At 59.6% G+C, this 26164-nt stretch carries 32 protein-coding genes; 29 read left to right on the forward strand and 3 right to left on the reverse strand.

From position 1 onward, the window contains the following. The first annotated feature begins 1 nt into the window (after position 1). The 19 genes from HX786_RS12010 (at position 2) to HX786_RS12100 (ending at position 14682) form a co-directional block, all read left to right on the forward strand. A complete protein-coding gene (locus HX786_RS12010) occupies positions 2 to 322 on the forward strand; it encodes a hypothetical protein (protein ID WP_178912117.1) in 321 nt (106 codons plus the stop codon). Continuing rightward, positions 319 to 978: a hypothetical protein gene (locus HX786_RS12015; protein WP_178912118.1), complete on the forward strand. Its 660-nt coding sequence runs from the start codon at positions 319 to 321 to the stop codon at positions 976 to 978. The genes HX786_RS12010 and HX786_RS12015 overlap by 4 nt, the downstream gene beginning before the upstream one ends. Continuing rightward, positions 968 to 1486, forward strand: a complete 519-nt coding sequence (locus tag HX786_RS12020; protein WP_178912119.1) for a hypothetical protein — start codon at positions 968 to 970, stop codon at positions 1484 to 1486. Before HX786_RS12015 ends, HX786_RS12020 begins: the two co-directional genes overlap by 11 nt. After that, positions 1483 to 2076 carry a phage baseplate assembly protein V gene (locus HX786_RS12025; protein ID WP_178912120.1) on the forward strand — a complete coding sequence of 198 codons (594 nt, stop codon included), beginning with the start codon at positions 1483 to 1485 and terminating at the stop codon, positions 2074 to 2076. Before HX786_RS12020 ends, HX786_RS12025 begins: the two co-directional genes overlap by 4 nt. A gap of 55 nt (positions 2077 to 2131) precedes the next feature. Beyond that, on the forward strand, positions 2132 to 2338 hold the full coding sequence (locus HX786_RS12030) for a hypothetical protein (protein WP_178912121.1): 207 nt from the start codon (positions 2132 to 2134) through the stop codon (positions 2336 to 2338). Between the two features lie 5 nt (positions 2339 to 2343). After that, positions 2344 to 2670 carry a GPW/gp25 family protein gene (locus HX786_RS12035; RefSeq protein ID WP_177120606.1) on the forward strand — a complete coding sequence of 109 codons (327 nt, stop codon included), beginning with the start codon at positions 2344 to 2346 and terminating at the stop codon, positions 2668 to 2670. Continuing rightward, entirely contained in the window at positions 2667 to 3548 is an 882-nt protein-coding gene (locus HX786_RS12040; RefSeq protein WP_178912122.1) for a baseplate J/gp47 family protein, read from the forward strand. The genes HX786_RS12035 and HX786_RS12040 overlap by 4 nt, the downstream gene beginning before the upstream one ends. 1 nt (position 3549) lies before the next feature. Then, positions 3550 to 4155: a phage tail protein I gene (locus HX786_RS12045; protein WP_178912123.1), complete on the forward strand. Its 606-nt coding sequence runs from the start codon at positions 3550 to 3552 to the stop codon at positions 4153 to 4155. After that, entirely contained in the window at positions 4152 to 6080 is a 1929-nt protein-coding gene (locus HX786_RS12050) for a phage tail protein (protein ID WP_178912124.1), read from the forward strand. The genes HX786_RS12045 and HX786_RS12050 overlap by 4 nt, the downstream gene beginning before the upstream one ends. A gap of 12 nt (positions 6081 to 6092) precedes the next feature. Beyond that, positions 6093 to 6527: a phage tail assembly chaperone gene (locus HX786_RS31895; RefSeq protein ID WP_256735286.1), complete on the forward strand. Its 435-nt coding sequence runs from the start codon at positions 6093 to 6095 to the stop codon at positions 6525 to 6527. 102 nt (positions 6528 to 6629) lie between these two features. Further along, positions 6630 to 7793: a phage tail sheath family protein gene (locus tag HX786_RS12060; RefSeq protein WP_178912125.1), complete on the forward strand. Its 1164-nt coding sequence runs from the start codon at positions 6630 to 6632 to the stop codon at positions 7791 to 7793. 18 nt (positions 7794 to 7811) lie between these two features. Beyond that, positions 7812 to 8315, forward strand: coding sequence for a phage major tail tube protein (locus HX786_RS12065; RefSeq protein WP_177041966.1), 504 nt, complete (start codon positions 7812 to 7814; stop codon positions 8313 to 8315). Positions 8316 to 8326: 11 nt separating this feature from the next. Beyond that, entirely contained in the window at positions 8327 to 8632 is a 306-nt protein-coding gene (locus HX786_RS12070) for a phage tail assembly protein (RefSeq protein WP_178912126.1), read from the forward strand. Between the two features lie 142 nt (positions 8633 to 8774). Continuing rightward, positions 8775 to 11276 (forward strand): phage tail tape measure protein, encoded by a 2502-nt coding sequence (locus HX786_RS12075; RefSeq protein ID WP_178912127.1) that lies wholly within the window; start codon positions 8775 to 8777, stop codon positions 11274 to 11276. 12 nt (positions 11277 to 11288) lie between these two features. After that, a complete protein-coding gene (locus HX786_RS12080; protein ID WP_178912128.1) occupies positions 11289 to 12134 on the forward strand; it encodes a phage tail protein in 846 nt (281 codons plus the stop codon). Then, on the forward strand, positions 12109 to 12315 hold the full coding sequence (locus tag HX786_RS12085; protein ID WP_177041855.1) for a tail protein X: 207 nt from the start codon (positions 12109 to 12111) through the stop codon (positions 12313 to 12315). Before HX786_RS12080 ends, HX786_RS12085 begins: the two co-directional genes overlap by 26 nt. A gap of 81 nt (positions 12316 to 12396) precedes the next feature. Beyond that, the gene (locus tag HX786_RS12090) at positions 12397 to 13440 is read left to right on the forward strand and encodes a phage late control D family protein (RefSeq protein WP_178912129.1); all 1044 of its coding nucleotides are present in this window, start codon (positions 12397 to 12399) and stop codon (positions 13438 to 13440) included. Positions 13441 to 13513: 73 nt separating this feature from the next. Then, positions 13514 to 14161, forward strand: a complete 648-nt coding sequence (locus HX786_RS12095) for a glycoside hydrolase family 19 protein (protein WP_178912130.1) — start codon at positions 13514 to 13516, stop codon at positions 14159 to 14161. Continuing rightward, the gene (locus HX786_RS12100; RefSeq protein WP_178912131.1) at positions 14158 to 14682 is read left to right on the forward strand and encodes a lysis system i-spanin subunit Rz; all 525 of its coding nucleotides are present in this window, start codon (positions 14158 to 14160) and stop codon (positions 14680 to 14682) included. Before HX786_RS12095 ends, HX786_RS12100 begins: the two co-directional genes overlap by 4 nt. 81 nt (positions 14683 to 14763) lie before the next feature. Here HX786_RS12100 and HX786_RS12105 read toward each other — a convergent pair whose 3' ends face one another. Next, positions 14764 to 15117, reverse strand: coding sequence for a hypothetical protein (locus tag HX786_RS12105; RefSeq protein ID WP_178912132.1), 354 nt, complete (start codon positions 15115 to 15117; stop codon positions 14764 to 14766). 409 nt (positions 15118 to 15526) lie between these two features. Between HX786_RS12105 and HX786_RS12110 the strand changes: the two genes are divergently transcribed. Together HX786_RS12110 and HX786_RS12115 are read left to right on the forward strand one after the other, a co-directional pair. Then, complete coding sequence (locus HX786_RS12110; RefSeq protein ID WP_218647732.1) at positions 15527 to 16210, forward strand: response regulator transcription factor; 684 nt, start codon at positions 15527 to 15529, stop codon at positions 16208 to 16210. Then, the gene (locus tag HX786_RS12115; RefSeq protein ID WP_178912134.1) at positions 16207 to 17544 is read left to right on the forward strand and encodes a HAMP domain-containing sensor histidine kinase; all 1338 of its coding nucleotides are present in this window, start codon (positions 16207 to 16209) and stop codon (positions 17542 to 17544) included. The genes HX786_RS12110 and HX786_RS12115 overlap by 4 nt, the downstream gene beginning before the upstream one ends. 634 nt (positions 17545 to 18178) lie before the next feature. Here HX786_RS12115 and HX786_RS12120 read toward each other — a convergent pair. Together HX786_RS12120 and HX786_RS12125 are read right to left on the reverse strand one after the other, a co-directional pair. Further along, positions 18179 to 18349: a hypothetical protein gene (locus HX786_RS12120; protein ID WP_003208685.1), complete on the reverse strand. Its 171-nt coding sequence runs from the start codon at positions 18347 to 18349 to the stop codon at positions 18179 to 18181. After that, on the reverse strand, positions 18349 to 19101 hold the full coding sequence (locus tag HX786_RS12125) for a zeta toxin family protein (RefSeq protein WP_256344341.1): 753 nt from the start codon (positions 19099 to 19101) through the stop codon (positions 18349 to 18351). Before HX786_RS12125 ends, HX786_RS12120 begins: the two co-directional genes overlap by 1 nt. Before the next feature lie 142 nt (positions 19102 to 19243). Here HX786_RS12125 and HX786_RS12130 point away from each other — a divergent pair, with 142 nt between their 5' ends. The 8 genes from HX786_RS12130 (at position 19244) to HX786_RS31900 (ending at position 26164) form a co-directional block, all read left to right on the forward strand. Next, on the forward strand, positions 19244 to 19978 hold the full coding sequence (locus HX786_RS12130; protein ID WP_032899152.1) for an XRE family transcriptional regulator: 735 nt from the start codon (positions 19244 to 19246) through the stop codon (positions 19976 to 19978). 610 nt (positions 19979 to 20588) lie between these two features. Further along, complete coding sequence (locus tag HX786_RS12135; RefSeq protein ID WP_003208680.1) at positions 20589 to 20927, forward strand: phage holin family protein; 339 nt, start codon at positions 20589 to 20591, stop codon at positions 20925 to 20927. 22 nt (positions 20928 to 20949) lie between these two features. Further along, a complete protein-coding gene (locus HX786_RS12140; protein ID WP_177041851.1) occupies positions 20950 to 21465 on the forward strand; it encodes a hypothetical protein in 516 nt (171 codons plus the stop codon). Positions 21466 to 21468: 3 nt separating this feature from the next. Then, entirely contained in the window at positions 21469 to 22077 is a 609-nt protein-coding gene (locus HX786_RS12145; RefSeq protein ID WP_102604888.1) for a phage baseplate assembly protein V, read from the forward strand. 12 nt (positions 22078 to 22089) lie between these two features. Then, on the forward strand, positions 22090 to 22422 hold the full coding sequence (locus tag HX786_RS12150; RefSeq protein WP_003208675.1) for a phage baseplate protein: 333 nt from the start codon (positions 22090 to 22092) through the stop codon (positions 22420 to 22422). Continuing rightward, the gene (locus HX786_RS12155; protein WP_178912135.1) at positions 22419 to 23414 is read left to right on the forward strand and encodes a baseplate J/gp47 family protein; all 996 of its coding nucleotides are present in this window, start codon (positions 22419 to 22421) and stop codon (positions 23412 to 23414) included. The genes HX786_RS12150 and HX786_RS12155 overlap by 4 nt, the downstream gene beginning before the upstream one ends. Beyond that, positions 23411 to 24040, forward strand: coding sequence for a phage tail protein I (locus HX786_RS12160; protein WP_008433535.1), 630 nt, complete (start codon positions 23411 to 23413; stop codon positions 24038 to 24040). The genes HX786_RS12155 and HX786_RS12160 overlap by 4 nt, the downstream gene beginning before the upstream one ends. Beyond that, positions 24041 to 26164 (forward strand): phage tail protein, encoded by a 2124-nt coding sequence (locus HX786_RS31900; protein WP_256735287.1) that lies wholly within the window; start codon positions 24041 to 24043, stop codon positions 26162 to 26164.

Below are 26164 nucleotides of genomic sequence, written 5' to 3' on the forward strand. Positions count from 1 at the left end.
CGTGGCCTTCCGCGATCTGATCGACGACATCGACGACGTGGTGTTCGAAACCCTGGGCGATTCCGCCCAGATCGAAGGCCGCGCCGAGCCGGTGCTGGGCATGTTCATGGCGCCATGGATGGCGCCGAAGTTTGGCAAGACCCAGACCGCCATACGCGAACCTCGCTTTGAGGTTCGCGTCCGTGATTCAGACGGTCTCAGCAAAGGCCTGCGCGTCACCGTCGATCTGCCGGCCCTGGACGGTGGCGGCGAATACGACCTGCTGCAGCTGGAGCCCGGCGGCGATGGCTTGGTGGCCCTGATCTTGAGGAAGCGTCCATGAGTGTTGGCAGCTACGCACAGCAGAAACGCGACGGTGGCTTGATCAACATCCAGCCGTCACTGGCGGATCTGAAGATCTTTCAGGACTTCGCTCGGCTTGTACCGAAAGCCGCGGCTGCAGCGCAACGGCGAGCGATCAACAAAACCTTGGGGTGGTTGCGTACCCACATTGCCAGGGCGGTGGGCAAGCAAGAGCGCATCGCCATTGGCGCCGTCCGGCAACGATTGCGCGCGTACCCCACCAGTGGCGGCGCGATGCGCGGCAAGTTGTGGTTTGGCCTCAACGCGATTGAGGCCAGTCGCATCGGTCGGGCACGTCAGACGGGTAGGGGCGTTTCGGTGGCAGGACGGCGCTACCAGGGTGCATTTTACAAACAGGTGTACGGCAACAGCGCCGATATCTGGATCCGTACTGCCAGCAAACACTTCAATAGTGATGACTACCCCGAGGCGACTCAAGGCCGGCGGCGCAGTGGTTTCGTTCAGGAAAACGACAACCGCTTTCCGTTGGCGAAGGCCAAGGTATCACTGGAGCAGGCCCGGCCGCACTTTGAGGCGTGGATCAAACGCGCCGATGAACAGCTGCTGGTTGTCCTCGAGCAAGAGCTCAACTACGAACTGCAGAAGTATCTGAAGGGGAGCGCCAATGTCAGATGAGCCGTTCAGCCTAAGCCAGTTGTACCAGGCTATCGAACAACACCTGACGCAGCATCTATCGGGTATTCAGGCGGTAGTGTTTTGGCCGGATATTCAGGAAAACCAAGGCATTCCACTGCCATCTGTGTTTCTGGAAATGGCCGAGCTTGAGCCCGGTACCGATATCGGCACCGGCGAAACCAGCGTGGTCTGTAAGTTCGAGGCGCGAATCATCGTTGACCCGATTCAAGCCAATCATCACGAGCAGGCTGTGCACCTGGTGTCGCAGCTGGCGGTGCTGCTCCGACAGCAAAGCTGGGGGCTTGAAGTCAACGTCGCGGAATTTGTGCGTGCTACTCAGGACTGGACCAAGCCTGAGCTGGATGGCTATGTCGTGTGGGTGGTTGAGTGGACTCACCAGGTCTATTTGGGCCTTGAGGTTTGGCCTTTCCCTGAAGAGAAGCCGAGCATGCTCAAACTCAATCTGTCGGCCTTCCCGGATGCCGATAGCTCAGGGGGCGCGCCATGAGTTATCAGACGGGCGAGCATGACCGGATGATCGCGGCGATGTTGATGCCGTGTGTGGTGGTCGGGGTGGATCTGGCGGCCCCGGCCGTGCGGGTCAAATCGGGCGACTGGGTTAGCGCCTGGGTGCGCTGGCACAGCCAGGCTGCCGGCAAGGCCCGCCACTGGCGTGCGCCGACCATGGGCGAGCAGGGAATTTTGTTCAATCCCAGCGGCCAGGCCGGTATGGGCACGTTTGTTCCGGGGCTGTACGGCGGCGCCGGTGCCGCACCGGATAACCGGGATCATGTCGAGGTGTGGCGCTTTGATGATGGCGGCTCTCTGGTCTATGACTGGGAGGCCAACAGCTACACGATCACTTTGCCCACGGGTACGGTGAGCATCAAGGTAGGGGCGACCGAGGCGGTCGTTACGGATAACGCGGTGACGGTCACAACGACCAACGTCAAGTTGATTGCAGACGTTGCAATTGAAGGTTCGTTATCCGTAACGAAAGACGTCTCTGTCCAGGGCGCTTTGCATGCCGTGAAAGGCATCACCAGTGCCGGCAAGATCATCGACGCCGGCGGCAACAGCGCGAACCACAAACACTAGCTGTTCAATTTCACTGGCCCGCCGCGTGCGGGCTTTTTTGTGCCCGGGAGAAACCATGGCCAAGACTTCTGATAACCCCGTCGCCGGCGTCGCGCCTGGTTTAACGTTCCGCGACAAGCGCTACACCTCACGCACCGTGATTCTGCCCGACAGCGGCCGCGCTTTGGCGGTCACCAAGGCGCAGGTATCGGTCCCGGCAGCGGATACCGAGGCGCGGGCTTACCTCGAAACCAACGAGGAATTCGAACTACTGCAGGAGTGATTTAGATGATCGGAATGGACCGCCACACCGGCCAGCCGATTTCGGGCCTTGCGCATTTGCGCCAGTGCATCGAGGACATTCTAAGCACCCCGTTGGGAAGTCGTCGGGAGCGGCCGGAGTACGGCAGCAAGCTGCGTCGTTACGTGGATATGCCGGTTAACGAGGGCTGGAAGGGGGCGGTTCAGGCCGAGGCGAGCAGGGCGCTAGGCCGCTGGGAGCCCCGCCTGAAGCTGGAACGCGTGCAAGCCGTCTCTGTCCTGGGCGGCCTGATCAAGATTCAGGTCACCGGTAGCTACCGGGGCGAAAGCGTACTGCTAGAGGTAAGTGTATGAGTATCGTTGACCTGTCGGAGTTGCCGGCGCCTGACGTGCTTGAGCCCCTGGACTTTGAAGAGGTCTATGCGGAAAGGCTGGGTGTCTTTCGCGAGTTCATGGGCGACAACTGGAGTGCACCGCTTGAGAGTGATCCGGTGGTCAAGCTGCTGGAGGTCGGTGCCTATGTGGGCATCGGTGATCGCGCCCGGGTAAACGATGCCGCCAAGGCGTTGCTGTTGGCCCATGCAATCCGTGGCGACCTCGATCAGCTCGGGGCGAACGTGAACACCCCGCGCCTGGTGATCCAGGCGGCGAACCTTAGCGCTATACCGCCGGTGGAGGAGGTCAGGGAGGGCGACGATGCTTACCGCGAGCGGATCCAGTTGGCCTATGAGGGCCTGACCACGGCGGGGCCGCGCAACAGCTACAAGCTGCATGCCCGCAATGCGTCTGCCCTGGTGGCGGATGCATCGGCGGAAAGCCCCTCGCCGGCGTGCGTTACGGTGACGGTGCTGGGCCTGTCGGGGGACGGGGCGGTGGGCCCTGAGTTGTTGGCCGTGGTAGCCAGTGCGCTCAATGACGAAAACGTTCGGCCCTTGGGCGACCGGGTGACGGTGCAAAGCGCCCAGGTGCTGCCGTATCGCGTTGACGCCGTGCTGCATATGAAAGGCCCCGGCCCTGAAAGCGCCGTCGCGCGGGATGAGGCGGAAAGACGACTCGCTGCCTGGATCAACCCGCGCAGACGCTTGGGGGTTGAGGTGGCGCGCTCCGCTGTGGACGCGCAGCTGCACGTCCCAGGCGTTTCGCGCGTTGAGCTGACCGGGTGGAAGGATCTGGCCCCTACAACGGCTCAGGCGGCGTTCTGCACCGGCTATAGCGTCAAGCTGGGGGAGTGACATGAAAAGCCTACTGCCGATCAACAGCACCCAGCTTGAGCGTGCGATTGAGGCGGCGAGCGCGGATAAGACCGTGATCCCGCTGCGTTCGCTCTACAACCCCGCGACGTGCCCCGTTCCTTTGCTGCCGCACCTGGCGTGGGCCTGGTCTGTCGACCGCTGGGATGACCGCTGGACGGAGGCGGCCAAGCGCAACGCCATAAGGTCGTCGTTCTACATCCACTCCCGCAAAGGAACCATTGGCGCGTTGCGCCGTGTGGTGGAGCCGCTTGGCTACCTGCTGGAAGTGACTGAGTGGTGGCAGACGGTGCCCGAGGGGGCGCCGGCCACCTTCGCCCTGAAGGTCGGTGTGCTGGAAAGCGGCATTACCGAGGAAATGTATCAAGAGCTAACCCGGCTCATTGATGACGCCAAGCCCGTCTCGCGGCATATGACGGGATTGGCCATCAGCCTGGAAGCGCAAGGCACCATCAATATCGGTGTTGCCGTTTATGACGGCGACGTACTCGACGTCTACCCACCCGCAGCGCGTGACATTGAAGTCAGCGGCTACATCGGTGTGGCTGGGCGCGAACACAGCATTGACACCCTGGACGTGTACCCATGATTGATAAGAACTCGCAATTTATGGCGATCCTCACCAATGTGGGGGCCGCCAAACTGGCTAACGCTAACGCCTTGGGACTTCCCTGGAAGATCACCGCTCTGGCGGTTGGCGATGCCAACGGTACCGATCCGGTCCCTAGTGCCACGCAAACAAAGCTGGTCAATGAGCTGCGGCGTGCACCGCTTAACCAGCTTGTTCCTGACCCGAAAAACGCTGCTGTCATTGTGGCTGAGCAGGTCATTCCCGAGAACGTGGGCGGCTTCTGGATCCGTGAAATCGGTTTGTATGATGAGGACGGCGATTTGGTGGCAGTTGCCAACACTGCCCCGACCTTCAAGCCTTTGCTTGCGCAGGGATCCGGCCGGACGCAAATCATTCGGATGAACCTGATCGTCTCCAGTGTGACCAACATCGAATTGAAGATTGATCCGTCGGTGGTACTGGCTACCCGCGACTATGTTGAGTTGGCAATCACCGAGGCTTTGAACAAGCAAGATTTCAAGCACTCCGTACTGGTAGCCACGACAGCCAACACCACGTTGAGCGGTCTTCAGACCGTTGACGGCGTGGCGTTGCAAGCCGGGGCCCGAGTTCTGGTGAAGAACCAAGTGACGGCCAAGGACAACGGCCTGTGGGTAGTTTCCTCAACTGGCCCATGGAAACGCGCCGAGGATGCAGATACCAGCATCGAGGTGACGCCAGGTCTATTTGTGAGCGTCGAGACGGGCACGCTCAACAGCGACAGCGTTTGGCAGTTGGTAACCGATGCGCCAATTGTCCTGGGCACTACCGCGCTGACCTTTGAGATGGTGGCGGGGCGTACGGGAGTCAACGCGGGTTCATATGGCAAGGTTACTGTCGACAAGTACGGGCGGGTCATTGCCGGCACGAACCCGACTACGCTCGCTGCGGCCGGGATCACCGATGCACTGTCGATTAATGGCGGCACCCTGCAAGGCAATGTCCAACTGACGGAGAACAGCAGATTCTATATCGGGCCGGGAAATACGCCCTCATGGGGATTGGGAGTGTTTGCCGGGGTGCCCGGGTCAATTAAGGGGGGCGTTGGCTTCTACGGTGGCTCTGACGGTGCATTCAAGACCGCATTCCTGGGGCTGGGAACTGATCCTTGGTCCAGCGGCCCCGGCATCCGGATCAAGTCGGAGGGAATTGTTGAGATCAGCGGCACGATCACTGGAAGCGGAGCTGGTTTGTACTCTGTGCCCTTTGCTGCGCTGACAGGCCTGCCGAACACCTTGTCTGGCTACGGCATTGCATCGGCGAGCCAAACGGAGGCTGAGCAAGGCTCTGACACGACCAAGCCGATGACGGCGCTACGGGTCTGGCAGGCAATCGCGGCCAAAGTTGTGCAGGCGACAACAAGCATTGCCGGCATCGCCCGTATCGCGTCGCAAACCGCTGTTAACACAGGTACTGAACCGACGACGATAGTCACCCCGTTAACCCTCGCTACCCGTCTGAGCGCGCTGTGGCAGGCAGCTCAAGAGGGTGTCCTGGGCGTTATACAGCTCGCCACTCAACCGGAGGTCAATGCCGGGACCGACGACACAAAAGCTGTGACGCCCAAAAAGCTGCGCGCTGGTGTTTCATGGGTGCTTGGCGCGAATGGCTACATTGCAATGCCGACCTGGCTGGGCGGCTGGATTCTGCAATGGGGGTTAGCCGTCGGGGTTGGACAGGCGACCAACAGCGGTACGTCTCAAGGCCCTGGTCGTGACGTGTCTCTTTCCGTGACGTTCCCGACCGAAATCATGTGGGTGGGCGCCTGCATGGCCTTTACGACGATGATCACCGGAGCAGCATTCGCGCCTGGAGCAGGGTACGTGTCGAGGTCTGTAATACGGGTTCAAAACAACTACACCCAGTCAGCAGGCGACATCGCTTGGCTGGCGCTTGGCCGATAAAGAGGTACACCTATGGCAGCGTTTTACAGCCCCTCAGAGCGTGGTTTCTTCGACACTGCGCTCAATAGCAAAAAGCAGATTCCGACAGATGCGATTGCGATCACCGAGCCGCAGCGAAGCGAGCTGCTGGCAGGGATAGCGCGCGGTCTGATCGCGCAAGTGTCCGAGAGTGGTTCGCTTCAGCTGGTCGAACCGCCGGTTGATCCCGATGCCGTGGCCCTGGCTGAACGCGCTTGGCGTGATGGAGTACTGACGTCAGCAGCTTGGCTGCGTGATCGGCACCGCGACCAGCTTGAAATTGGCGCGCCGACAACGCTCACCGCCGAGCAGTTCGAAGGGCTGTTGGTGTTCATGCAGGCCCTGCGCAATTGGCCGCAATCGCCAGATTTTCCTGACAGTAACCGTCGACCAGTCGCCCCAAGTTGGATCATTGAGCAAACTGAATAGCGCCCCGCACTGACGGGGCGTTTTCTTTCCCATTACGCGTAACAACGAACATCCCCCACGGCCTCGCTTATGCGGGGCTTTTTCGTTTCTGGAGATTGCCCTATGAGTTTCTTTCACGGTGTGACTGTCACCAATGTGGACACCGGCGCACGCACTATCTCGCTGCCCTCGTCTTCGATTATCGGTCTGTGCGATACCTTCACCCCAGGGCCGAAGGTGACGGCCAAACCTAACCAGGTGCTGCTGATCACTCGCGAAAGCGAAGCGGTGGCGGCCTGGGGCGAAGACGCGGCTATCACCAAGTCCATCAAGGCGATCTACATGCGCGCCAAGGCGGTGATCGTGGCGTGCGGCGTTGAGAAGCTGACCACCCCGGCCTTGCAGACCTCGGCCATCATCGGCGGCGTCCTGGCTGACGGTCAGCGGACCGGCATGCAGGCCCTGTTGGACGGCAAGAGCCGCTTCAATGCTCAGCCCCGTTTGCTGATTGCCCCAGGCCATAGCGCGACCCAGGCCGTGGCCACCTCGATGGATGCACTCGCCGGAAAGCTGCGAGGCATCGCCATCGTTGACGGCCCGAACACCACCGATGAGGCGGCCATTGCCTACGCCGAGAACTTCGGCAGCAAGCGTGTGTTTCTGGTCGACCCGGGTGTACAGAGCTGGGACACCGTCCTCAGCGAGACCGTTGATGCGCCGGCGTCGGCCTGGGTGGCCGGTCTGTTCGCCTGGACTGACAACGAGTACGGCTTCTGGGCCTCGCCGTCGAACAAGGAGTTTGTCGGCATCACGGGTACCGCGCGGCCGATTGAGTTTTTGGACGGTGACGCGACATGCCGGGCCAACCTGCTGAACAACGCCAATATCACCACGATCATCCGTGATGACGGCTATCGCCTGTGGGGCAACCGCACCTGTTCCAGTGATCCGAAGTGGGCTTTTGTCACGCGCGTACGCACCCAGGACATCGTGATGGACGCGATTCTCTACGGGCACAAGTGGGCCGTGGACCGCGCGATCACCAAGACCTACGTCGCTGATGTGACGAATGGCTTGGAAAACTTTATGCGCGACCTGAAAAAGCAGGGCGCGGTGATCAACTTCGAAGTGTTCCCGGACGACGAGCTGAACACGGCCAGCCAATTGGAACAGGGCAAGGTCTATTGGCGCATCCGTTTCACCGACGTGCCGCCGGCTGAAAACCCGACATTCCTCGTTGAAGTCACGAACCAGTGGCTCACCGAAGTCCTGGAAAACAAAGCCTAAGGAGGCTTCGCAATGTCCATGATTCCCCAAACGCTGTTCATGATGAACATGTTTATTGACGGCATGAACTTCGCCGGTGACGTGCCTACCTTGAGCTTGCCCAAGCTGAAAATCAAAACCGCCGAGTACCAGGCCGGCGGCATGGACGCCCCGATCGATATGGACCAGGGCATGGAAAAGCTGGAGGCGTCTTTCAGCACCAAGGGCGTTCGCCGCGACGCGATGAAGTTCTTTGGCCTGGCTGATCAGACCGCGTTCAACTCGGTGTTCCGTGGTTCGTTCAAAGGTCAGAAAGGAGCCACCACTGCGGTGGTCGCCACACTTCGCGGCATGCTCTCCGAGCTGGATCCGGGGGAGTGGAAGCCAGGCGGCGATGCTGAGTTCAAGTATGCCGTCAGCGTCAGCTACTACAAGCTGGAAGTCGGCGGTGTGCTGATGTTCGAAATCGATCCGGTCAACGCAGTACGCGTCATCAACGGCGTTGACCAACTCGCTGGTGTTCGCCGCGACCTCGGCCTTTAAGGAAATTACCCATGGCTCAAGACGTAAACAAAATCCCTGAATGGCTGACCGTCAGCGCTGACTCCGCAATCATCAAGCTGTCCAAAATCGTCAAGGTCAATCAGGTCGAAACTGATCAGTTGACCATGCGCTCCCCAACGGTCCGTGAGGTTCGCCATGCAACCAAAGCGGCCCCGGATGATGAAGAACAAAGCGAAATGATCCTGTTCGCCAGCCTGACGGATGCGGGCACCAACGATCTGGGGGAACTGAGCGTGCGTGACTACAAACGCCTTCAGGCTGCCTATTTTCGCCTGGTGCGCGAGGACCGGGTTTAACGAAGAAATACAGAGAAAGCTGGCTCAGCGGCTGGCCCGGGAAATGTCTTTCTCGGCCAGCGAGATTGAGGCCATGTCTTTCTCAACGATGATCTGGTGGCTCAAGGAGTGAGCCGCCTGGACCTTTTCGGAGTGACCCCCCATGGCGAACAACCTGGCGCTTGGCGTAGTCATCGGCGGCGCTATCAGTTCAACCGTTGGCGCGGCCTTCAAGGACGTTGAAGGGCGCATCAAGAAACTCAGTGATCAGGGCACGAAAGCCCGGGTACTGCAAAACACCATTGGCGACACCATCCGCTTGCGGGATGAGTGGAAAAAAGCCCATGACACCGGATCTGCCTCGGCAGACGGTCTGCTCAAGAAACTGGAATCCAACCTCAGAACCTTGAAGGATCAGGGCGTTGAGGTCAGCAAGCTGCGCAACGAGTACCAGAAACTTGGCCAGGTGGCCCGTGGTGCTGAGCTGAAGGCTCTGGGTCATACGCAAATCAAGCAAGGCAAGGATGGACTAAAGGGCTCGCTTGGCCAGGCTACGGCGCTGTCAGCGGCGATTGCCATTCCCACCAAGATATCCGGTGACTATCAGGCGCAGATGCGCCAGATGTCGCTGTGGGCGCATACGGCCGGCACCGAAGACGAAGGCAAGATGGCCGAGATGGTTTCGACCATCGCGGACGACAAGGGTATGAGTCGGCAACTGCTGGCCCAGGCGGTCGGTGGGCTGATCGAAAAGGGCGTTGAGTGGCAGGAGGCCAGCGAATACGCCGGGCAAATTGCCGACCTGATCGACGGTCAGGGTATGGAAGCCGAGACCATCGCGACTTTGATCAACTCATTCAAGGAGGCCGGGGTTAAGAAAGAGGACATGGCCGGCATGCTGGGCCAGGTGGCGGCAGCGGGGGATATCGGGGCCTTCGGTCCGAAGGACATGGCCCGGTACCTGCCGGCCATGCTCGGCAACATCAAGCGGCTGGGCATGGAAGGCCCGGAGGCGGTGCGCTTTCTCGGTGCCAGCTTGCAGTCGCAGTACTCGCAAACGCAGGATTCGGCGGCCGCAGCGACCAACATGAACAACCTGTTGAGCGCCGTGATCAGCAGCACCAGCCAGGAACGGTTTGCCAAGGAAGGCTACGACCTGGCCGGCTCGATCATTGCCGCGACCAAAAGCGGTAAGGCGGCCAACCCGGTCGATGCATTCATCATGCTCAGCCAGGAAATGATTAAGCGTCAGGATCCAGCGAAGGCCAAAAAGATCGAAGCCCTCAAGGCCAAGATCAAGGCAGCAGCCGACGGCAGCGCCGAGGAACAGCAGGCCATGGTGGCCCTGACTGAAGCGGCGGGGCTGGCCAACATCGTCAGCGATCAGAGCGCCAGTGCGGGCCTGCTCGCGCAAATCAAATACGGCGACAAGATCAAGGCCGATATGGTCACGATCAAGGAAACGGACGGTAAGACCAAGATCGAGGCGGACGCCGCCAAGGCTCGCGAAACGTCCAACCGCAAATGGTCGGCGGCAACGGCGGGCATGGAGGCATCCATGATCAGCCTCGGGGATGGTCTGCGGCCGTTGACCGACAAGGTCGCGGATGGCTTGGGCAAGGTTGGCTATGCGCTGGCTGAGTTGGCCAACAAGTACCAGCCGGTGACGGCGGTGATTGCCGGCGTAGCGGCTGGCGCCGTCACATTGGGCGCCGCGCTGAGTGCGCTGAAGATTGGCCGGGGCCTGCTGAATGTGGGCCGTGGTTCTCTGATGGGCAATCCGAACATCCCTCAAAAGGTGATCGTGACCAACCTGCCTGCCGGCGGGCTGGGCGGCGTTGATGGTGGTGGGGCAGACGGCGGCAAGGGTAGGAAGGGGGGCAAGTCGGGTGGCAAAGGCGGCGCGATGCTGAAGGGCATCGGCGCCCTGGCAGTCGTTGAAGCCGGTTTCAAGGTCAAAGACACCTACGACAACGCCACGACCCGGGATGAAAAGGCAGAAGGCTACGGCGAAGCCGCCGGGGGCTTGGCGGGTACGCTTGCGGGTGCTGCGGCAGGTGCGGCCATTGGCTCGGTGATACCGGTGATCGGTACTGTGGTCGGTGGGTTGCTGGGCGCTTACCTGGGCGGAATGGGCGGTGATGCGCTCGGCGGGTACCTGGGGAAAGCGGCATTTGGTGGTAACGACGGGCTGAAGAAAATGCCCGATGCGGGTCCGCTGATGATGGCCAATGCTGGGCAGGATATCCCGCCGGTGCTGGGCGATATCGCGGCATCGTTTGCGCCGAAGGACAAGTGGCTTGTGCCGCTCAAGATGGCGGCTGATAGCAGCGGCGCCGGCGCGGCACCCTCGGGGCCGTTGTTGATGCCCGCGGCCGTCAAGGCGCCGGGGCCGGTTGGTGGTGATGTGGTGCGTTCGCTGGCTTCGCCGCCGGCATCGAGCGCGCCCGCTGCGGTTTCGCTCATGGCGGTACCGGTCAAGCCGCCGGCGCCGAAGATTGAGCAGAAGGTCGATATCAGCGCGCCTATTCAGGTGACGGTGCAAGGGGATGTGAAGGATCCGGCGCAACTGGCCCGCGAGCTTCGACCGTACATCGAGCAGCAACAGCGGGAAATCACCCAGCAACTGGAGAGCCGCAAGCTCTACGACGACGCGCATCTTTGACCAGGGGGAACTATGGGCTACATGGAGCAGTTGCAATCAAGCGTGAAGTCCTTGGCGGCGGCGGGTGAGACCGGCCGCCGTAGCCTGGATGGGATGATTGCGCCGGTGGATGGCGCAATCAGTGAACTCAGCGGTGCGGCCTCGGAGCTGGAGGGCTTGCCCTTTGTGGGGCCGGCCGTTGGCGAAAAGCTGCAGCGTGTTATGCGTGGCGTAACGGCGGCCCAGGCGAAGGTTGGCCAGGTGGTGTCGGTGTACAGCTCGGCCACCCGGGCAGCGTCTCAGATTGATGAGCGCTTGGGTGCGCTGAAGGAGCAGGCCGGCCGGGCGGCAACGGCAATCAACAACATCGCCGGCAAGGTCAGCCCCTCACTGTCCGGCATTGTCCCGACCGGGGCCTTTGCTGCGGATGCCACACCGGCGCCGGAGGCGGTGAAACCCTTCCCGCACCTGATGATCATGCAGCCGCGTGATCCTAAGCAGCAGCCGTACTTCTTCAATCTGGACACGGCGGCCTTTGATGAGCTGCGGCGTTCGTCTGCCTTTCGCTGGGCCTCCCAGGAGCGGCTGACGCGTCGACCGGCGCAACAGGCTATCGGTATGGGTGACGAGAAACTGACGCTGAAGGGCGCCATCTTTCCGGGCTTCAGGGGCGGTATCAAGCAACTGGATACCCTGCGCAGCCTGGGAGCCAAGTTGCAGCCCCTGACGCTGACCACCGGTTACGGTGACGTGCTGGGCACCTGGTGCATGACCAGCGTTGAAGAAGAACAAAGCGCGCTGCTGGCAGGCGGTATCCCGCGCAAGCAAGGCTTTACCCTGGAGTTTGTACGCTATGGCGACGACATGCAGAACGTCTGACGGGGATCTGTTGGACACCATCTGTCACAACTACTACGGGCACCTGGGCGGTACGGTGGAGGCCGTGCTGGATGCCAATCAAGGTCTGGCTGATGAGGCCCAGCCGTATCGGGCAGGCGTGGTGATTGTGCTGCCAGATATGCCGGCACCGACAGAAGAACTTGTGATGCTTTGGGATTAGCCAGGTCTGGCTGTCCTTTTTTCCGTTACGCGTAACGGCCGTCAACATTCCCCCGCGTTGGCGGGGTAACCGGGTGAACCTATGACCCCTCGCTTTCGCGTCGTTGCAGACGGTAAAGACATTACCGCGCTGATCAATGACCGCCTGTTGCTGCTGAAAACCACTGACAAGCCTGGTATGGAGTCGGACGACTTTGAGTTGCGCATCGATGACCGCGACAGTGCCGTGGCGCTGCCCAAGCGCGGCGCAAGCATTGAGATTTACATGGGCTATGGGGAGACATCCATGGCGCGCCTGGGGCGTTACATGGTGGATGAAGTCGAGATATCCGGGCCGCCTGACACCATCGTCGTGCGCGGCAAGGCCGGAGACATGCGCGGTTCAGGAAAGACGGTGCGTAGCGGCAGTTGGGAGGACGTGCCGCTGTCCAAGATCGTGGCCGACGTCGCTGCTCGCAACGGCTGGACGCCGGTATGCAACGTGTCCACGAATGTGCCCCGGGCTGACCAGCTCAGCGAATCGGACTTTAACTTCATCACGCGCATTGCCAAGCAGCACGACTGCACGGCCAAGGTGGCTGATGGGAAGTTGATCGTCATGACGCGCGACGGCGGCACCAGCGCGAGCGGCAAGGCCTTTGGCGCCGTTACCATAACGCGCGCGGACGTCAGCCGGTGGCAGTTTCGCTTAGGCGATCGCAATACACACAAGGCGGTGGCCACCAAGCACCAGGACAAGAAAACCGGTGAGCTGAAACTCATCAGCCTGGACAACACGGACGCGCCCGACGGGCTGCCGGCGGTGCACACCGACCGCCATATCTACCCCAACAAAACCGCAGCGGAACAGGCCGCCAAGGCCCGGTTGACTGCGTTCAATCGGTCCTCTGCTGGTGTGCGCCTTGAAATGCCTGGGCGTACCGATCTGTTTGCCGAGCGGTCGGTAAACGCCACGGGCTTCAAGGTCGGCATCGATGGCGAGTACTTGGTCGACTCGGTTGAGCAGGTATTCACCCAGGCGGGCTGGTCCACCACCGTGGAGTGCAATGGCGGCAAGAAAGGTAAGGCCAAGGCCAAAAGCAAGAAGACGAAGCAAACCAAGGAGGTCAAGGTTCTAGAGCTTTGACGTCACTCCCAGGAACACCCGTTTAACCACACTAACCGCCGCCGATTGGCGGTTTTTTTTGCCTGGAGAAAACATGTCTATCACCCTGCAACAATTGCTGTTGATCCTCCCGAACGCTGGCCGCCAAGCCGGACTTTTTGTCGCCGTGCTGAACACCGCGATGAGCAAGTACGGCATCGTCACGCCCAAGCGCATCGCGGCTTTCATTGCCCAAATCGGGCACGAGTCCGGCCATTTGACGCGCCTGGTCGAGAGCCTGAACTACAGGGCGGACCGAATCGTTGCCTTGGGTAATGCCGCCAGCCCGGGTTCCCGCTGGCGGTCCCTGGTGCCGCGTGCCGCCGAGCTGGCGGGAAGCTCCGCGCGGATGGGGAATGCCGTCTATGGCGGTCGTATGGGCAACGGCCCGGAGGCATCTGGTGAGGGTTATATCTACCGGGGTCGCGGCCTGATCCAGATCACCGGCAAGGACAACCATCGGGCGTGCGGTGAGGCCTTGGGCGTCGATCTGATCAATCACCCTGAGCTGCTGGAGCAACCCCGATACGCCGCGCTGTCTGCTGCCTGGTACTGGTCCGTATACGGGCTGAACACTCTGGCCGATGCTGGCGACATCCAGAACATCGGAAGCCTCATTAACACCGGGAGCAAGGGCAAGGTGCCGAATGGCGCAGCCGATCGCCTGGCGCTGTATCAAACGGCATTGCGGGTGCTGGCATGACGCCCGTGCAGAAGCTTGCCGGGCTGCCTGCGTTGATCCTGTTGGCCATGGCTACGAGCTTCGGCATTGCCTGGCAGGTGCAGGATTGGCGCCTCGGGAAGGTTCTGGCAGAGCAGGGCGCCCAGTTCGAGACGGACCTGACCGCGATCGGCAATGCCGCTGCAGCTCAGGCCCGTACCGAGCAAGACAAGCGGCTGGCCACCGAGCAGCAACTGGCCATCTCCGACCAACAACACACCAAGGAATTATTCGATGCCCAGCGCAACCAGGCTCTGCTGCGTGACCGCCTTGCTACTGCTGATGTGCGGCTGTCAGTCCTTCTCGACGCCACGGATTCAGGCAGTGGCTGCGACGTGCCTGACACCGCCAGTACCGTCGGCGTGGTTCATGCAGCCCGTAGAGCCCAACTTGACCCAGCGCATGCTCAACGAATTATCGGAATCACCGATACCGGCGATCAAGGATTGATCGCCCTGCGGGCCTGTCAGGCTTACGCAAAAGAAGTCTCTACACCGAAGTAAAAGTCGCGGCCGGGCAGGATGCGTCAACACCCAGCCCGGCGCTCCGTCCTGCTAGAACAATGCCCCAGTGTTGCCGTTTTTTCAGTAAGGATTTCGCAAGTGTTCCTTGAGGATGTCTGGCATACGCTCGACGCACGAACTAAGCTCCCGGCCGGTAATACCCAGGCGTGTGCAGGCCTTGACGTTTGCCCAGGTGTCTTCAACGTTGTCGCTGCTTTTCTGGCGATGGTTGAGCACCCGTGGCAGCAGTGTCACGCAGGTATCAAGGTGAGGGCCGATGACACCCAGGCGGGCGCAGGTTTTAGCTTTGAGGGCGGTGCTGTCGTTACTCGGGGCGCATCCTGTCAGAGCAATGACCGCGAGCATGAGCGCAATGCTGAATGTTTGAAAGGCCCTTAGTGTGCGAGTACGGGTTGCGGTGTTGTTGGTCTGCATTTAAGTAGGTTCCTCTTCGTCGGCTAAAATTCTTGGGGCTGGCGCAACGCTCAATCCTGTGGCGAGATCGATCCGTTTCGTCTGAGGGTAAGTGCTTGCTGGCGCCGTCGCTGTTTGCCTGGAGCTGGCGGACTGCGTCTGGCTGGAACACGAGAACGGAAAGGGGAGAATCCCGATACATAGCCAGAGTGCCCTCAGGGACGGCGCTCGTAGCGTGCGGCGGGGCGTAGGAAGAGGTCGGCTCATGGTGGTTGTGTCGCTCCTTGGCTGACGGGTTGCAGGCGTATTGCTCAATGGCCGACAGGTTCCCATGCAAGGATTGCCCGAGCATTGCGGCGAAAAAAATGTGATGGCGGCGGGCGGCGCAATGTTCGCGCAATGCAAACCGGTTATTAGGTAGCCACGGAGGATGTATCGGGTGCGCTTATTACTTGTGGAAGATGAAATCGAAATGGCCAGCGCATTGCGCGCGGCCTTGTCACGTTACAACCTGGTGCTAGATCACGTGGTCACGCTCCGAGATGCCAAACGTGCTACGGCTGAAAAGGTTCACGATGTGATTCTGCTCGACCGCCAGTTGCCGGATGGGGAGGGCACCGGTTTGCTGGCTTACTTGCGCAGCATCGACTCCAGCGTCCCGGTGATTATCCTGACGGCCCAGGGCGCCGTCGCAGATCGCGTGACAGGTCTGGAACTCGGCGCAGACGATTACCTGGTCAAGCCGTTTGCCGTCGAGGAGTTGGTGGCGCGGGTGCGTGCCTTGCTTCGTCGGCCGTCCATGGTGGCGCCGGGTGCGGCATGCATCGGTTGCCTGGAATTTACGTTCGCGGACATGGACGTGCGGGTCAACGGCGAGTGTCTGGACTTGCCCCGTCGCGAACTGTTGGTGCTCGAGGCGCTGGTGCGCCGGCAAGGCCGGACGGTGTTACGCGGGGTCCTATGCGAAGCGGTCTATAGCTTTGACGACGAGATCCAGTCCAACGCCCTTGATTCCCATGTATCCCGGCTGCGCAAAAAACTCAGCGACGCCGGGGCCGGAGTTGAGATCCATGGGGTCAGAGGCGTCGGCTATTTACTTAGAGCGGCGCCATGAAACTGTACCAACGGTACTCGCTACGCTGGCGGCTGACCTGGCAACTACTGTTGTTCCAGGCGGCGATCCTGCTGTGTTTCATCGTAGCACTGGTGATCTACGTGTTGTCGCTGGATGGCCGCTATGTGATTGTCGACCCGGAAATCACCACCGTCGCCGCACGCGCCATCGTGCGCGATGACCAGGGCGCCCTTAGCGTCAGCACCACACCAGAACTTGCGGAACTGCGGGCGTCAGTTCCGAACCTGTGGTTCATCGCACGGAGTGAACGTGGCGAGTCTATCCAGGAAGGGCCGGTGCCCGAGGTCTATCGCGATTTCGGCGAGCAACTCGAACGCATCCGTTTTGCAGAGATTCGCGATACGGTCAGCCCCGATCTGTATTCGGCGGTAATCCGGGAGGCAAACGGGCCCGCGGGGCGTTTTACGGTCCTCGGTCAAGGGCACCTGCTGCGCATGCCGTGGTTGGTGTTTGTACTGTCCAACATAGTCATTGTTCCGGTGCTGACCCTGCTGGTGCTGGTCACATTGGTGACGCTTCCGCTAATTGTGCGCCGTGGGCTGTCGGGGCTTTCCGCTGCGGCGGATCAAGCTGAACTCATCGACGTAGACCGACGCGGTGTGCGGCTTGGCGAAGTGCATGTGCCAGTGGAAATCCGTCCCTTGGTCGAAGCGTTCAATCGGGCTTTGTTGCGCCTTGATGAAGGCTATGAGCGCCATCAGCGGTTTATCCTGGACGCGGCCCATGAACTGCGCACGCCTATCGCGATCCTTCGGGTGCGGATAGATGCGATGCCCGGCGGACCGTTGAGAAATCGTCTGCTGGCCGACGCCCATCGGGTTTCATCCCTGTCTGAACAACTGCTCGACTTGCAGCGAATTGATCGAACCCTGGTGCTTTGCCCGGTCAACGTGCATGACCTATGTGAGTCGGTGGTTGCCGACCTGGCGCCCATAGCCATCGACAACGGATACCAACTTGCACTGACCGCGGACGAGCCTAACGCTGCAGTATTGGGCGATGACAGTGCCCTTCAGCAGGTACTTGCCAACCTGATCCAGAATGCAATCGAGCACGGGGGAGGGCAGGGAACCATCTGCGTCACCGCACGTGATGGCGGGGTAATCGAGGTCAGCGACGAAGGCCCCGGTATTCCCGAGGCCGAGCGGGAACGCGTCTTTGAACCCTTTTACCGGCTGCACCCCAGAACGAGGGGCGCCGGTCTGGGCTTGAACCTCACGCAGGAAATCATCCGGCGGCATAATGGGATCATTTCGGTGGTTCCAAGTGAAAAGGGGGCGTGCATCCGGATTGTGCTGACGACCGCCCTATAGCTGCTATGACGAGGTACCAGCCAGGTGCGGTGGCAAACGGCGGAGCGTCCATAGCGTGGTGAAGAGTGACGCCCCCCGCGCTATGTATACCGCCATCATTATTACAGCGTACGCATTTGGTATGGGATTTTGCTGGGTGAAAGGAAGTGTTGTGTGGCGTATTTGAAAATGCATGTGGCTAGGTTGTGTTTGCGGAAGCTGTCCCCGCCGGAGACCAGCGCTGAGGATGTAGGATGGGGCAAAAATGGGGCAATCAATACGCCAATCTATGCCATCCAATGCCCATTATGCATTTATGCAACCTGTCTTGAGCAAGCGTCACAGCCAGTAACCACGGGCTTATCCCCCAAAATTCCCCACATACCCTTACACAATCGGGGTGTGGCTGGAGAGGTCGGTCATACGCGGGGTTCAGCTCTTCCTGTCGATTTTTGGCAAGGGTAAATAGGCTAATGGTACATTGATTTTTTATGCATTGTGGGCGGCTATACGATGTTGAATTCTCGCTACGAGCCTTATAAACGATGTGTTTGTCCTATGGCTTACGATGGAAACCAAGACAGATCGGGTTCGGTTGATCAATAAAAAAACCCGACGCTGGGTCGGGTTCTTTATTGCAGTGCCTTAGTAGATGTCAGGCTCGTTTTGCCTCAGCTGCCATCAATACAAGGTTCTGCTGTTTGGTCGCTTCGGTCAGCACTTCGCTGTATACGCGCTTTTTTTGATCAGATTTAGCGTTACGAATAAAGTCGGCAAAGGGGCTTTTTGCACCTTTGGTCAAGCCCAGCTTAATCGAAATCATCATTACGCTCCTGATGGTTGCCCGAGTCTGGCCTCAAGATCGGCCCGCGTGTGTCGCTCAGGAATATGGTAGTCAATTTTTTCGACACCGGCTTTGTACAATCGTCCCGAGTTGTCAATGTGCTTGAGCAGCAAATCCACGTGGATATCGCCGCCGTACTCTAGCTTAAGTGCGTTGACGACGTCACGTGCGGCAAAGTACTGGTCGATGAAATGCTCTTTACGAATCCTTCTTCCTTCTGCTTCTTCGCGAGCTTTGACGAAGTCCCAAGCGAGCCTCGGATCCTGGTAGACGTACAGAATCTGTACGAACCTGCCTTTTCTTAAGGAACGATCCACATTCCGCCTGGCGACATCAATGTTTGAAAATGTTCCGTCAAGGAGGAACGACTGCTGTTGGTCCATCGCAAAATCCAGAATCTTCTCCACCAAAATAGAAACCCCTCTCTGGAATAACCAGGAGTTACCGCCGGTATAGGCAACAAATTCGCTACGAAGCTCATCGGGGTCAATTCGAAGGATCGGGGTGTCGGCAAAAAGATTCACGAGCGCGATTGATGCCTCGGTTTTTCCTGCACCCGGTGAGCCGGCCATGTAGACCGATACAGGCGCCTCTTCCGGAGGATAGATAGCTTTGTCGGTCAGACGCCTGGCAATCATTTTCTTGTTTGAGCGAGCAAAGCGCAGCGCTTCGTCTGAGACTTCTTGCTCTGACTGCGTCATGACTTTTCTGATTGGATCTGCAAAGTGCGTCATCAACAAACCCAGCATTTTTCCGATAGGCGCAGGTTAGCATGCGAGGCAGACCACAAATGGTTAGGTAAAAATCTGCAATCAATGCATTAAATATGCAAATAAGCATTTGCCAAGCATCAAAACTGCCTGCACTATCCGCGTTATGCAAAAACGCAACGTTTCTATCGTCTTAAGAGAGCTGCTGGACCGCGACCGGATCTCCCCCACGGAGCTTCACCGGCGTACCGGCGTGCCTCAATCCACACTGTCCCGGATCCTCAGCGGCAAGATCGTTGATCCGTCGGACAAGCACATCTCGCGCATCGCCGATTACTTCCAGGTCAGCACCGATCAGCTGCGCGGGCGCGCAGGGCTGGTGCCGGTGCGGTCGGACGAGCGTGACCCGATGCATTCGGAACTCAAGGACATAAGCCTGTGGGACGACGAAACACCCGTTAATGATGACGAGGTGTCGATCCCCTTTCTGCGCGAGGTTGAATTGGCTGCTGGATCAGGAAGATTCGTCATTGAGGAAAGCGAGAAGGCCAGCCTGCGATTCGGCAAGCGCAGCCTGCGGCATAACGGTGTGCAGTTCGACCAGGCCAAGTGCGTGACGGTGCGCGGCAACAGTATGTTGCCGGTGCTGCGCGACGGCGCCACCGTAGGTGTCAATGCGGGCAAATGCGGGATTGGTGACATCGTCGATGGCGATCTTTACGCCATCAATCACAACGGCCAGCTACGGGTGAAACAGCTCTATCGCCTGCCTTCCGGGATTCGCCTGCGTAGCTTCAACCGCGATGAACATCCGGACGAGGACTACAGCTTCCAGGAAATCCAGGATGAACAGATCAGCATCCTTGGTCACGTTTTCTGGTGGGGCATGTACGCCCGCTAACCCTTCTGTGTAAGACAAAGCCCGCCAGTGAGCGGGCTTTTTTTCGTCTGCGTAAAACCACCAAACCCTTTGCCTGCGGGGCTATAAATGCACCTGTGCATTTCTTGTGCAAAAATAAATGCATTTGTGCATTGACTGTATATGCATACATGCATATTCTTCATCTCAAGCCAGCCAAGAAGGCCTGGTGGAGGCGGCAAGGATGCTGCCAAGGAAGACAAGGACGTTACGCAGCACCGGCAAGGACGCCATCGAAGCGATGGCAAGGATGCCAGGCAATACCGGCAAGGATGCCGACGCTCTTTAGTTTCAAACCGCTTCAAGAACAGGCAGCGATGAACCGGCCTTAACGGTTCAGAGGGTTGGCAACTGGCCCGGGTGTGCAGCGTAAAGCACCAGAAGCAGTTATCCGGCAGACAGGGATCGTGGTCGGAAAAACATTGAGGAAAGAACCGTACCGCGCCAGTAGCGCCGAAAGTTCGAGGACATCATTACTGAAAAGCCCGGGCAACCGGGCTTTTTGGAATGCCTACCTAGAGAACCCATTCAAATTGAAACAAACACCTACAACCGGCGACCTGCCGGTATCACTCATTCCAGGAGGCGTGACATGACAAACGAGCAGCAAGCGTTGGCGGAAATGCCTATCTGGCTGGTCATCGTATTGGCGGTGATTGGCGGGGTTTCCGGAGAAATGTGGCGCGCCGACAAGGAAGGCGCCCGCGGTTGGTCGCTTATGCGGCGCCTGGCCCTGCGTTCGGGGGCCTGCATGGTGTGCGGGGTATCAGCCCTGATGCTGTGCTACGCCGCCGGCATGTCGATCTGGACGGCCGGCGCCATTGGGTGCCTGACCGCCATGGCCGGCGCCGACGTGGCCATCGGCCTTTATGAACGCTGGGCGGCCAAGCGCATCGGCGTCAACGAAGGCCCTGGCCGGGACCCGCAGTAACCGTTGCAAGGACGCTACTTAAATGACACTTATCGAAAAACCCTCCCAACTGCCCCAGGCCATCAGCGAGGCACTGCGCAGGGCGTTTCCGGAACTTAAGGTCGGCACTCATCAGGACTTTCAGGGCGCCGCGAACGACACCGGCGTGTTGATCACGGTCGAAGGCAATGGGCCGGGCCTTCGCTCCCGCGAGGGGCGCAAGGCCCATGCCCTGGGGATTTCACTCAAGGCCATGGTGGCCCCGGGTGCCTTGCCCTTTGATGCCTGCGACCTGGCCAGCCAACTGATGGACCTGGTGCTGGATAACCGCTGGAACCTGCCGCAGGCGCAGTGCGACCTGCCGACCAGCATTGTCGCTGCGCCTTCAATACGCACCAGCGCGGAGACGGACTACGACACCTGGACCGTCACCTTCACCCAAACCCTCTATATCGGGCCGCCGTTGCTCAACGATCCCACAGGCAAGCCGCTTTTTGCCTGCACCTGGGACGTCTCGAACATCGACGACCCCGACCAATACAAGCCGCTGGCGGAGTAGCCCATGTTCGACGCGCTGTTACGCATGCAGCTGGGGCCGATCGTGGAGCGCCTGGCGGAAATGGAAAGCCAGCTCGAAGACCTGTATCGACGCGCCGAAAGTTTCTGCCGAATCGGCGTGTGCCAGGAGGTCGACGCCGCCAGCAATACCTGCAAGGTCAGCCACGGCGAACTGCTCACCCCGGCGATCCGCTTTTTCAACCCCAGCGCCGGAGCGCAGACGGAAACCCGCATCCCGTCAGTAGGCGAGCAATGTTTGCTGCTCAACTACGGTGCCGGGGAGGGCGGGGCGCAATCGGTGGCCTTGTTCGGCTTGAACAGCGACCGCTTTCCACCGGTCTCCAGCGCTTCGACACTGACCCGGCGCCGCCATCAGGACGGTACCCAGAGCGACTACGACGACGCCAGCCATACCTTCAACTGGGTCAATGGCCCCACCACGTTCACAGGTTCGCGCGAACAGGTCGACATCAAGGTCGGCGCCGCCAGCCTCACGATGAGCGCCCAGGGCATCACGCTGCAAGTCGGCGGCAGCAGCCTGTTGCTGGACGCCGGCGGCGCGCACTTCAGCGGCCCGGTGGTGGACCACCAGGGTCGAGTCATCAGCCCCTGACAAGGACATCCCATGATCGGAATCGATAGAAACACCGGGGCGGCGGTCGATGACTGGCTGCAATTTGTGCAGCGCGCTACCCGAGCGCTGACCACGCCCTTGGGCACTCGCCAGAAGCGCCCGCTGTACGGCTCGATGATCCCGCAGCTGCTCGGGCAAAACCTCGGCGATGACCTGCTGATTCTCGCCCAGAGCCATGCCGCCCAGGCGTTCTACAACCCGCAGAACGGCATCGCCGACTTCGAGCCGCAAGTCATCGTCGCCAACCGCCAGGGCGCCGGCCTGTTGCTGCGCTTCGCCGGCACCTGGAAAAACCGCAAGCAATCCTTCGAGGTGGTGACATGAGCATGCTGATACCCGGCCAGAACCAGCTGGCTGAGCCAGCGATCATTGCCGTCGATGAGTTCGAACCGTTGCTGGCGGAGTTCAAGGCGTTTGTCGTCGATTACGTCGCCACTCGTGCACCAGAAAATGCCGCCAAGCTGAAGGTCAGCCTGGAGAGCGAGAGCGAGTTGCTGACGTTGGCGCTGGAAGCTTTTTGCGTTCGCCTGCAAACCCACGAGCGCAAATACAACGCCCGCATCAAGCAGATGCTGGCGTGGTGGGCTACCGGCAGCAACCTCGATGCGCGCCTGGCGGACATGGGCCTTGAGCGCCAGGTGCTCGACCCTGGTGACCCGGCGGCTTTCCCGCCGGTACCGCCAACATTGGAGAGCGACGATGACGCCCGGTTGCGTTATTACCTCGCGCCTCACGCTCCGGCGGCGGGCTCGCGGATGCAGTATCGGCGGGAGGTTTTCACCCTCGGTGAGCGTCCATCGGTGAAAGTGCAAAGTGCTACGCCGGGTGTGGTGACGGTCACTTATACCTTCGACCCGGACGGCTACGCGGCACGGGTCAAGGATGGTAACGGCCGTCGAACCGCGCCCGGCGAAGTGATGGTCACGGTCCTGTCCCGAGACGGGGATGGTACACCTTCTGCGGATCTACTCGACGGTGTACGCCGGCATTTCGCCCGGCCTGACGTGCGACCGGAAACGGATCTCGTCACGGTGCAGGGGGCGCAGATCCTGCGCTACAAAATCCGCGTGGTGGCCAAGATCAACGCGGGCCCGGATTCCGGGCTCACTCAAGTCGCCGCGCGGAAACTGCTGCAAGACTACGCAGAGTCCTGTCATCGCCTGGAAGGGCGGGTGGACCCGAGCTGGATCGACTACGCCATCCACTCGGCGGGAGCTGCACAACTGCAAATCCTTGAACCGCTGGAGCCGATCGTCACCACCGCGTTCCAGGCTCCGTATTGCACGGGTGTCGAGGTGGAGGTGCGCACGCTATGAGTGAGCCCAAGGGCAGTTTGCTGCCCGCCAACAGTTCGCCGTTGGAGAAGGCGCTGGACCTGGGTTTCGGGCAATTGCTCGATCGGGTGACGCCACCCTTTCCCGCCTTGATGAATCCGCTGCAGACGCCAGTGGAATTCTTACCGTACCTGGCTGCAGATCGTGGTGTTACTGAATGGAGTTCCAGTGCTCCTGAGGCTGAAAAGAGGGGCACGGTGAAGCTCGCTTGGCCGACCGCTCGCCAGTCCGGTACACGTAAAGCGCTGGAAAACGCCGCTACAGGGCTGCAGTTGGTCCCGCAGGTTCGCTCGTGGTACGAGCAAACGCCAATCGGTGCGCCTTACAGTTTTTCGGTGAGAGCGTTCACAAGCCTGGCCTACAGCGAAGAAATGGACGCTCGACTGGACCAGCGATTAGTCGCTGCAAAAAGCGAACGCGACATCCTGTCGGTCTCTGTGGGATTGAGCGCATCTGGTACCCATTCCATCGCTGCCGCGACGGTATGCGGCGAACTTACCATTATCCATCCGATTGTTATCGACGGTCTGAAAGCCGCCGGCAATGCATTCTCTGCCGCGGGGCTTTATAGCGTCGAGACACTCACTATTTATCCACAGAGGTCCTAAATGGCCGACTTTTATACTCTTCTTACCAATGATGGAATTGCCTACGAAACTGCCTGCAAGGCTGCTGGGCTTCCGATCAAGCTTGCACAAATTTCGGTTGGTGATGGAAACGGCGCTGTCTATAACCCGGATGCGACCGCCAAAGCATTGAAGCGTGAGGTATGGCGGGGGCCATTGAATGCCCTTTTCCAAGACGAGAAAAATCCCAGCTGGCTCCTGGCAGAGGTGACGATTCCGTCAGATGTCGGTGGGTGGTATGTGCGCGAGGCGGGTATCTGGACCGATAGCGGCGTGTTGTACGCCATCGTCAAGTATCCGGAGTCGTTCAAACCCGTACTGGCGACATCTGGGTCGGGCAAAGAGTTTTACATCCGCTCGATTTTCGAAACGAGTAATGCGTCTCTGGTGACATTGCTGATTGATGACACTGTCGTCAAGGCAACTCGGGCATGGGTTGTTGATTATCTCGGCGACGAGCTGGCCAAGCTTGATAGCAAGCAGTCGGTTCGTGTGGCGGCTACGGCAAATATCGTCCTGAGTGGCGCGCAGCAAATCGATGGGGTTGCAGTGATTGCTGGCCAACGCGTACTGGTCGCAGGTCAGACGTTGGCGAAGGACAACGGTATTTATATTGTTGCCAATAGTGCCTGGTCGCGCTCGATGGATGCCAGCTCCAGTCAAAGAGTCACTCCTGGACTTAGCGTAATTGTCGAAGAGGGCACTGCCTATGGAGGCTCTTTGTGGCAGTTGGTCAGCAAAGGGGTTATCGCGTTGGGCTCCACCCCGCTGGTATTCGAGATGCTGGCGGGAAGAAGTGGTGTTCAGGCGGGCACCTACAAAGTTCTGACTGTCGACAAATATGGTCGAACCATAGGCGGCACGAACCCTGGAACGTTGGCTGAGATGGGCATCAGGGATGCCTATACGAAAGATGAAGTTGCGTCGATGTTCGGGAAACTGACGGATGAGTCGAAGTTGCCCGTAAAAGGCGGAACTATGACTGGCGCAATCAGCGCAGAGTTTTCTGGCATGGGAGGGGCCTTTGTCGATTGGCAAAAGCGTATCCCCGCCATCCAGATCAATTGTCCGATCAACTCGTATGGTTACTCTATTTGGAAGGGGACGATGTGGGGGGAACGTCATCTGGCGTCCATGGATGTCTACTCTGGTGGAACGTCGACCTCGCTCCCGGTAGTAGCACTTCATATGGGAGCTGTGCCGAGCGCTTTCCTATTTGAAGGCCAAGGTAACTTGACCATCAAGGGCGCCTACATCGGCGAGGGTGGCCAACTCATTAACCTTAACGCGAGCGCCCTGACGAAGGGGGCGGTACCCGCTGCACGACTGCAAGGTTCCTACAATATTGATGTGTCCGGAAACTCCGGAACAACCTCCCGGCTGGCAACACCACGCCAAATCAATGGTGTGCCATTCGATGGCACGGCCAACATCGCGATTTCCGACAACTCCAAGTTACCCACCACGGGTGGCTTGATGTCAGGCACCGCCAGCTTTGAACTACCTGACATGGGCGGCGGATTTGTAGCATGGCGAGGCCGCTCGCCAGCTGTGCAGATCAATGCGCCGGCAAACTACTTGGCATACATGGTGTGGCGGGCAACGTGCTGGAATGAGCGACACCTCGCGGCAATGGAGGCCTATTCCGGCGGAACCAGCACCTCGCCGGCACAGGTCGTCACTCATGTGGGCGGAACGAATAACGCCATGACCCTTACCGAAGGGGGGCATTTGTCGATCTCAGGCATCTACAGCGGCAACGCCGCCGGCCTGACAAACCTGCCGCCGGCCACAGCCGACGTGCCGGGAGCCGTGCTTAAAAATACGGCCTCACTTGGGCCCAATGGTTGGTGGAAGTGTGCCCAGACGGGAATGATCAAGCAGTGGGGAATTACCTTGGGCGCTTCGGATACCGTCACCCATCGCAGTTTTCCTATCGCGTTCCCCAATCGGTGTGCATCGCTTGTTGCAAGCCGGACGAGTCTCTTTTATTCCGATGCCGCAACGGGCACTAATACCTTGATCGTCAGCAATACGCAGTTTTCGGTTATTTCCGGCCCGTTCAACTCACCTGATGATATTTACTGGGAGGCCACAGGCTACTGA

The organism is Pseudomonas sp. 21615526 (genome assembly GCF_013386245.1).
In the GTDB taxonomy this organism is placed as follows: domain Bacteria; phylum Pseudomonadota; class Gammaproteobacteria; order Pseudomonadales; family Pseudomonadaceae; genus Aquipseudomonas.

Coding starts and splice junctions, on each gene's coding strand:
- HX786_RS12015 (WP_178912118.1), top strand. CDS start 319: ATGAGTGTTGGCAGCTACGCACAGCAGAAACGCGACGGTGGCTTGATC.
- HX786_RS12020 (WP_178912119.1), top strand. CDS start 968: ATGTCAGATGAGCCGTTCAGCCTAAGCCAGTTGTACCAGGCTATCGAA.
- HX786_RS12025 (WP_178912120.1), top strand. CDS start 1,483: ATGAGTTATCAGACGGGCGAGCATGACCGGATGATCGCGGCGATGTTG.
- HX786_RS12030 (WP_178912121.1), top strand. CDS start 2,132: ATGGCCAAGACTTCTGATAACCCCGTCGCCGGCGTCGCGCCTGGTTTA.
- HX786_RS12035 (WP_177120606.1), top strand. CDS start 2,344: ATGATCGGAATGGACCGCCACACCGGCCAGCCGATTTCGGGCCTTGCG.
- HX786_RS12040 (WP_178912122.1), top strand. CDS start 2,667: ATGAGTATCGTTGACCTGTCGGAGTTGCCGGCGCCTGACGTGCTTGAG.
- HX786_RS12045 (WP_178912123.1), top strand. CDS start 3,550: ATGAAAAGCCTACTGCCGATCAACAGCACCCAGCTTGAGCGTGCGATT.
- HX786_RS12050 (WP_178912124.1), top strand. CDS start 4,152: ATGATTGATAAGAACTCGCAATTTATGGCGATCCTCACCAATGTGGGG.
- HX786_RS31895 (WP_256735286.1), top strand. CDS start 6,093: ATGGCAGCGTTTTACAGCCCCTCAGAGCGTGGTTTCTTCGACACTGCG.
- HX786_RS12060 (WP_178912125.1), top strand. CDS start 6,630: ATGAGTTTCTTTCACGGTGTGACTGTCACCAATGTGGACACCGGCGCA.
- HX786_RS12065 (WP_177041966.1), top strand. CDS start 7,812: ATGATTCCCCAAACGCTGTTCATGATGAACATGTTTATTGACGGCATG.
- HX786_RS12070 (WP_178912126.1), top strand. CDS start 8,327: ATGGCTCAAGACGTAAACAAAATCCCTGAATGGCTGACCGTCAGCGCT.
- HX786_RS12075 (WP_178912127.1), top strand. CDS start 8,775: ATGGCGAACAACCTGGCGCTTGGCGTAGTCATCGGCGGCGCTATCAGT.
- HX786_RS12080 (WP_178912128.1), top strand. CDS start 11,289: ATGGGCTACATGGAGCAGTTGCAATCAAGCGTGAAGTCCTTGGCGGCG.
- HX786_RS12085 (WP_177041855.1), top strand. CDS start 12,109: ATGGCGACGACATGCAGAACGTCTGACGGGGATCTGTTGGACACCATC.
- HX786_RS12090 (WP_178912129.1), top strand. CDS start 12,397: ATGACCCCTCGCTTTCGCGTCGTTGCAGACGGTAAAGACATTACCGCG.
- HX786_RS12095 (WP_178912130.1), top strand. CDS start 13,514: ATGTCTATCACCCTGCAACAATTGCTGTTGATCCTCCCGAACGCTGGC.
- HX786_RS12100 (WP_178912131.1), top strand. CDS start 14,158: ATGACGCCCGTGCAGAAGCTTGCCGGGCTGCCTGCGTTGATCCTGTTG.
- HX786_RS12105 (WP_178912132.1), bottom strand. CDS start 15,117: ATGCAGACCAACAACACCGCAACCCGTACTCGCACACTAAGGGCCTTT.
- HX786_RS12110 (WP_218647732.1), top strand. CDS start 15,527: ATGTATCGGGTGCGCTTATTACTTGTGGAAGATGAAATCGAAATGGCC.
- HX786_RS12115 (WP_178912134.1), top strand. CDS start 16,207: ATGAAACTGTACCAACGGTACTCGCTACGCTGGCGGCTGACCTGGCAA.
- HX786_RS12120 (WP_003208685.1), bottom strand. CDS start 18,349: ATGATGATTTCGATTAAGCTGGGCTTGACCAAAGGTGCAAAAAGCCCC.
- HX786_RS12125 (WP_256344341.1), bottom strand. CDS start 19,101: ATGACGCACTTTGCAGATCCAATCAGAAAAGTCATGACGCAGTCAGAG.
- HX786_RS12130 (WP_032899152.1), top strand. CDS start 19,244: ATGCAAAAACGCAACGTTTCTATCGTCTTAAGAGAGCTGCTGGACCGC.
- HX786_RS12135 (WP_003208680.1), top strand. CDS start 20,589: ATGACAAACGAGCAGCAAGCGTTGGCGGAAATGCCTATCTGGCTGGTC.
- HX786_RS12140 (WP_177041851.1), top strand. CDS start 20,950: ATGACACTTATCGAAAAACCCTCCCAACTGCCCCAGGCCATCAGCGAG.
- HX786_RS12145 (WP_102604888.1), top strand. CDS start 21,469: ATGTTCGACGCGCTGTTACGCATGCAGCTGGGGCCGATCGTGGAGCGC.
- HX786_RS12150 (WP_003208675.1), top strand. CDS start 22,090: ATGATCGGAATCGATAGAAACACCGGGGCGGCGGTCGATGACTGGCTG.
- HX786_RS12155 (WP_178912135.1), top strand. CDS start 22,419: ATGAGCATGCTGATACCCGGCCAGAACCAGCTGGCTGAGCCAGCGATC.
- HX786_RS12160 (WP_008433535.1), top strand. CDS start 23,411: ATGAGTGAGCCCAAGGGCAGTTTGCTGCCCGCCAACAGTTCGCCGTTG.
- HX786_RS31900 (WP_256735287.1), top strand. CDS start 24,041: ATGGCCGACTTTTATACTCTTCTTACCAATGATGGAATTGCCTACGAA.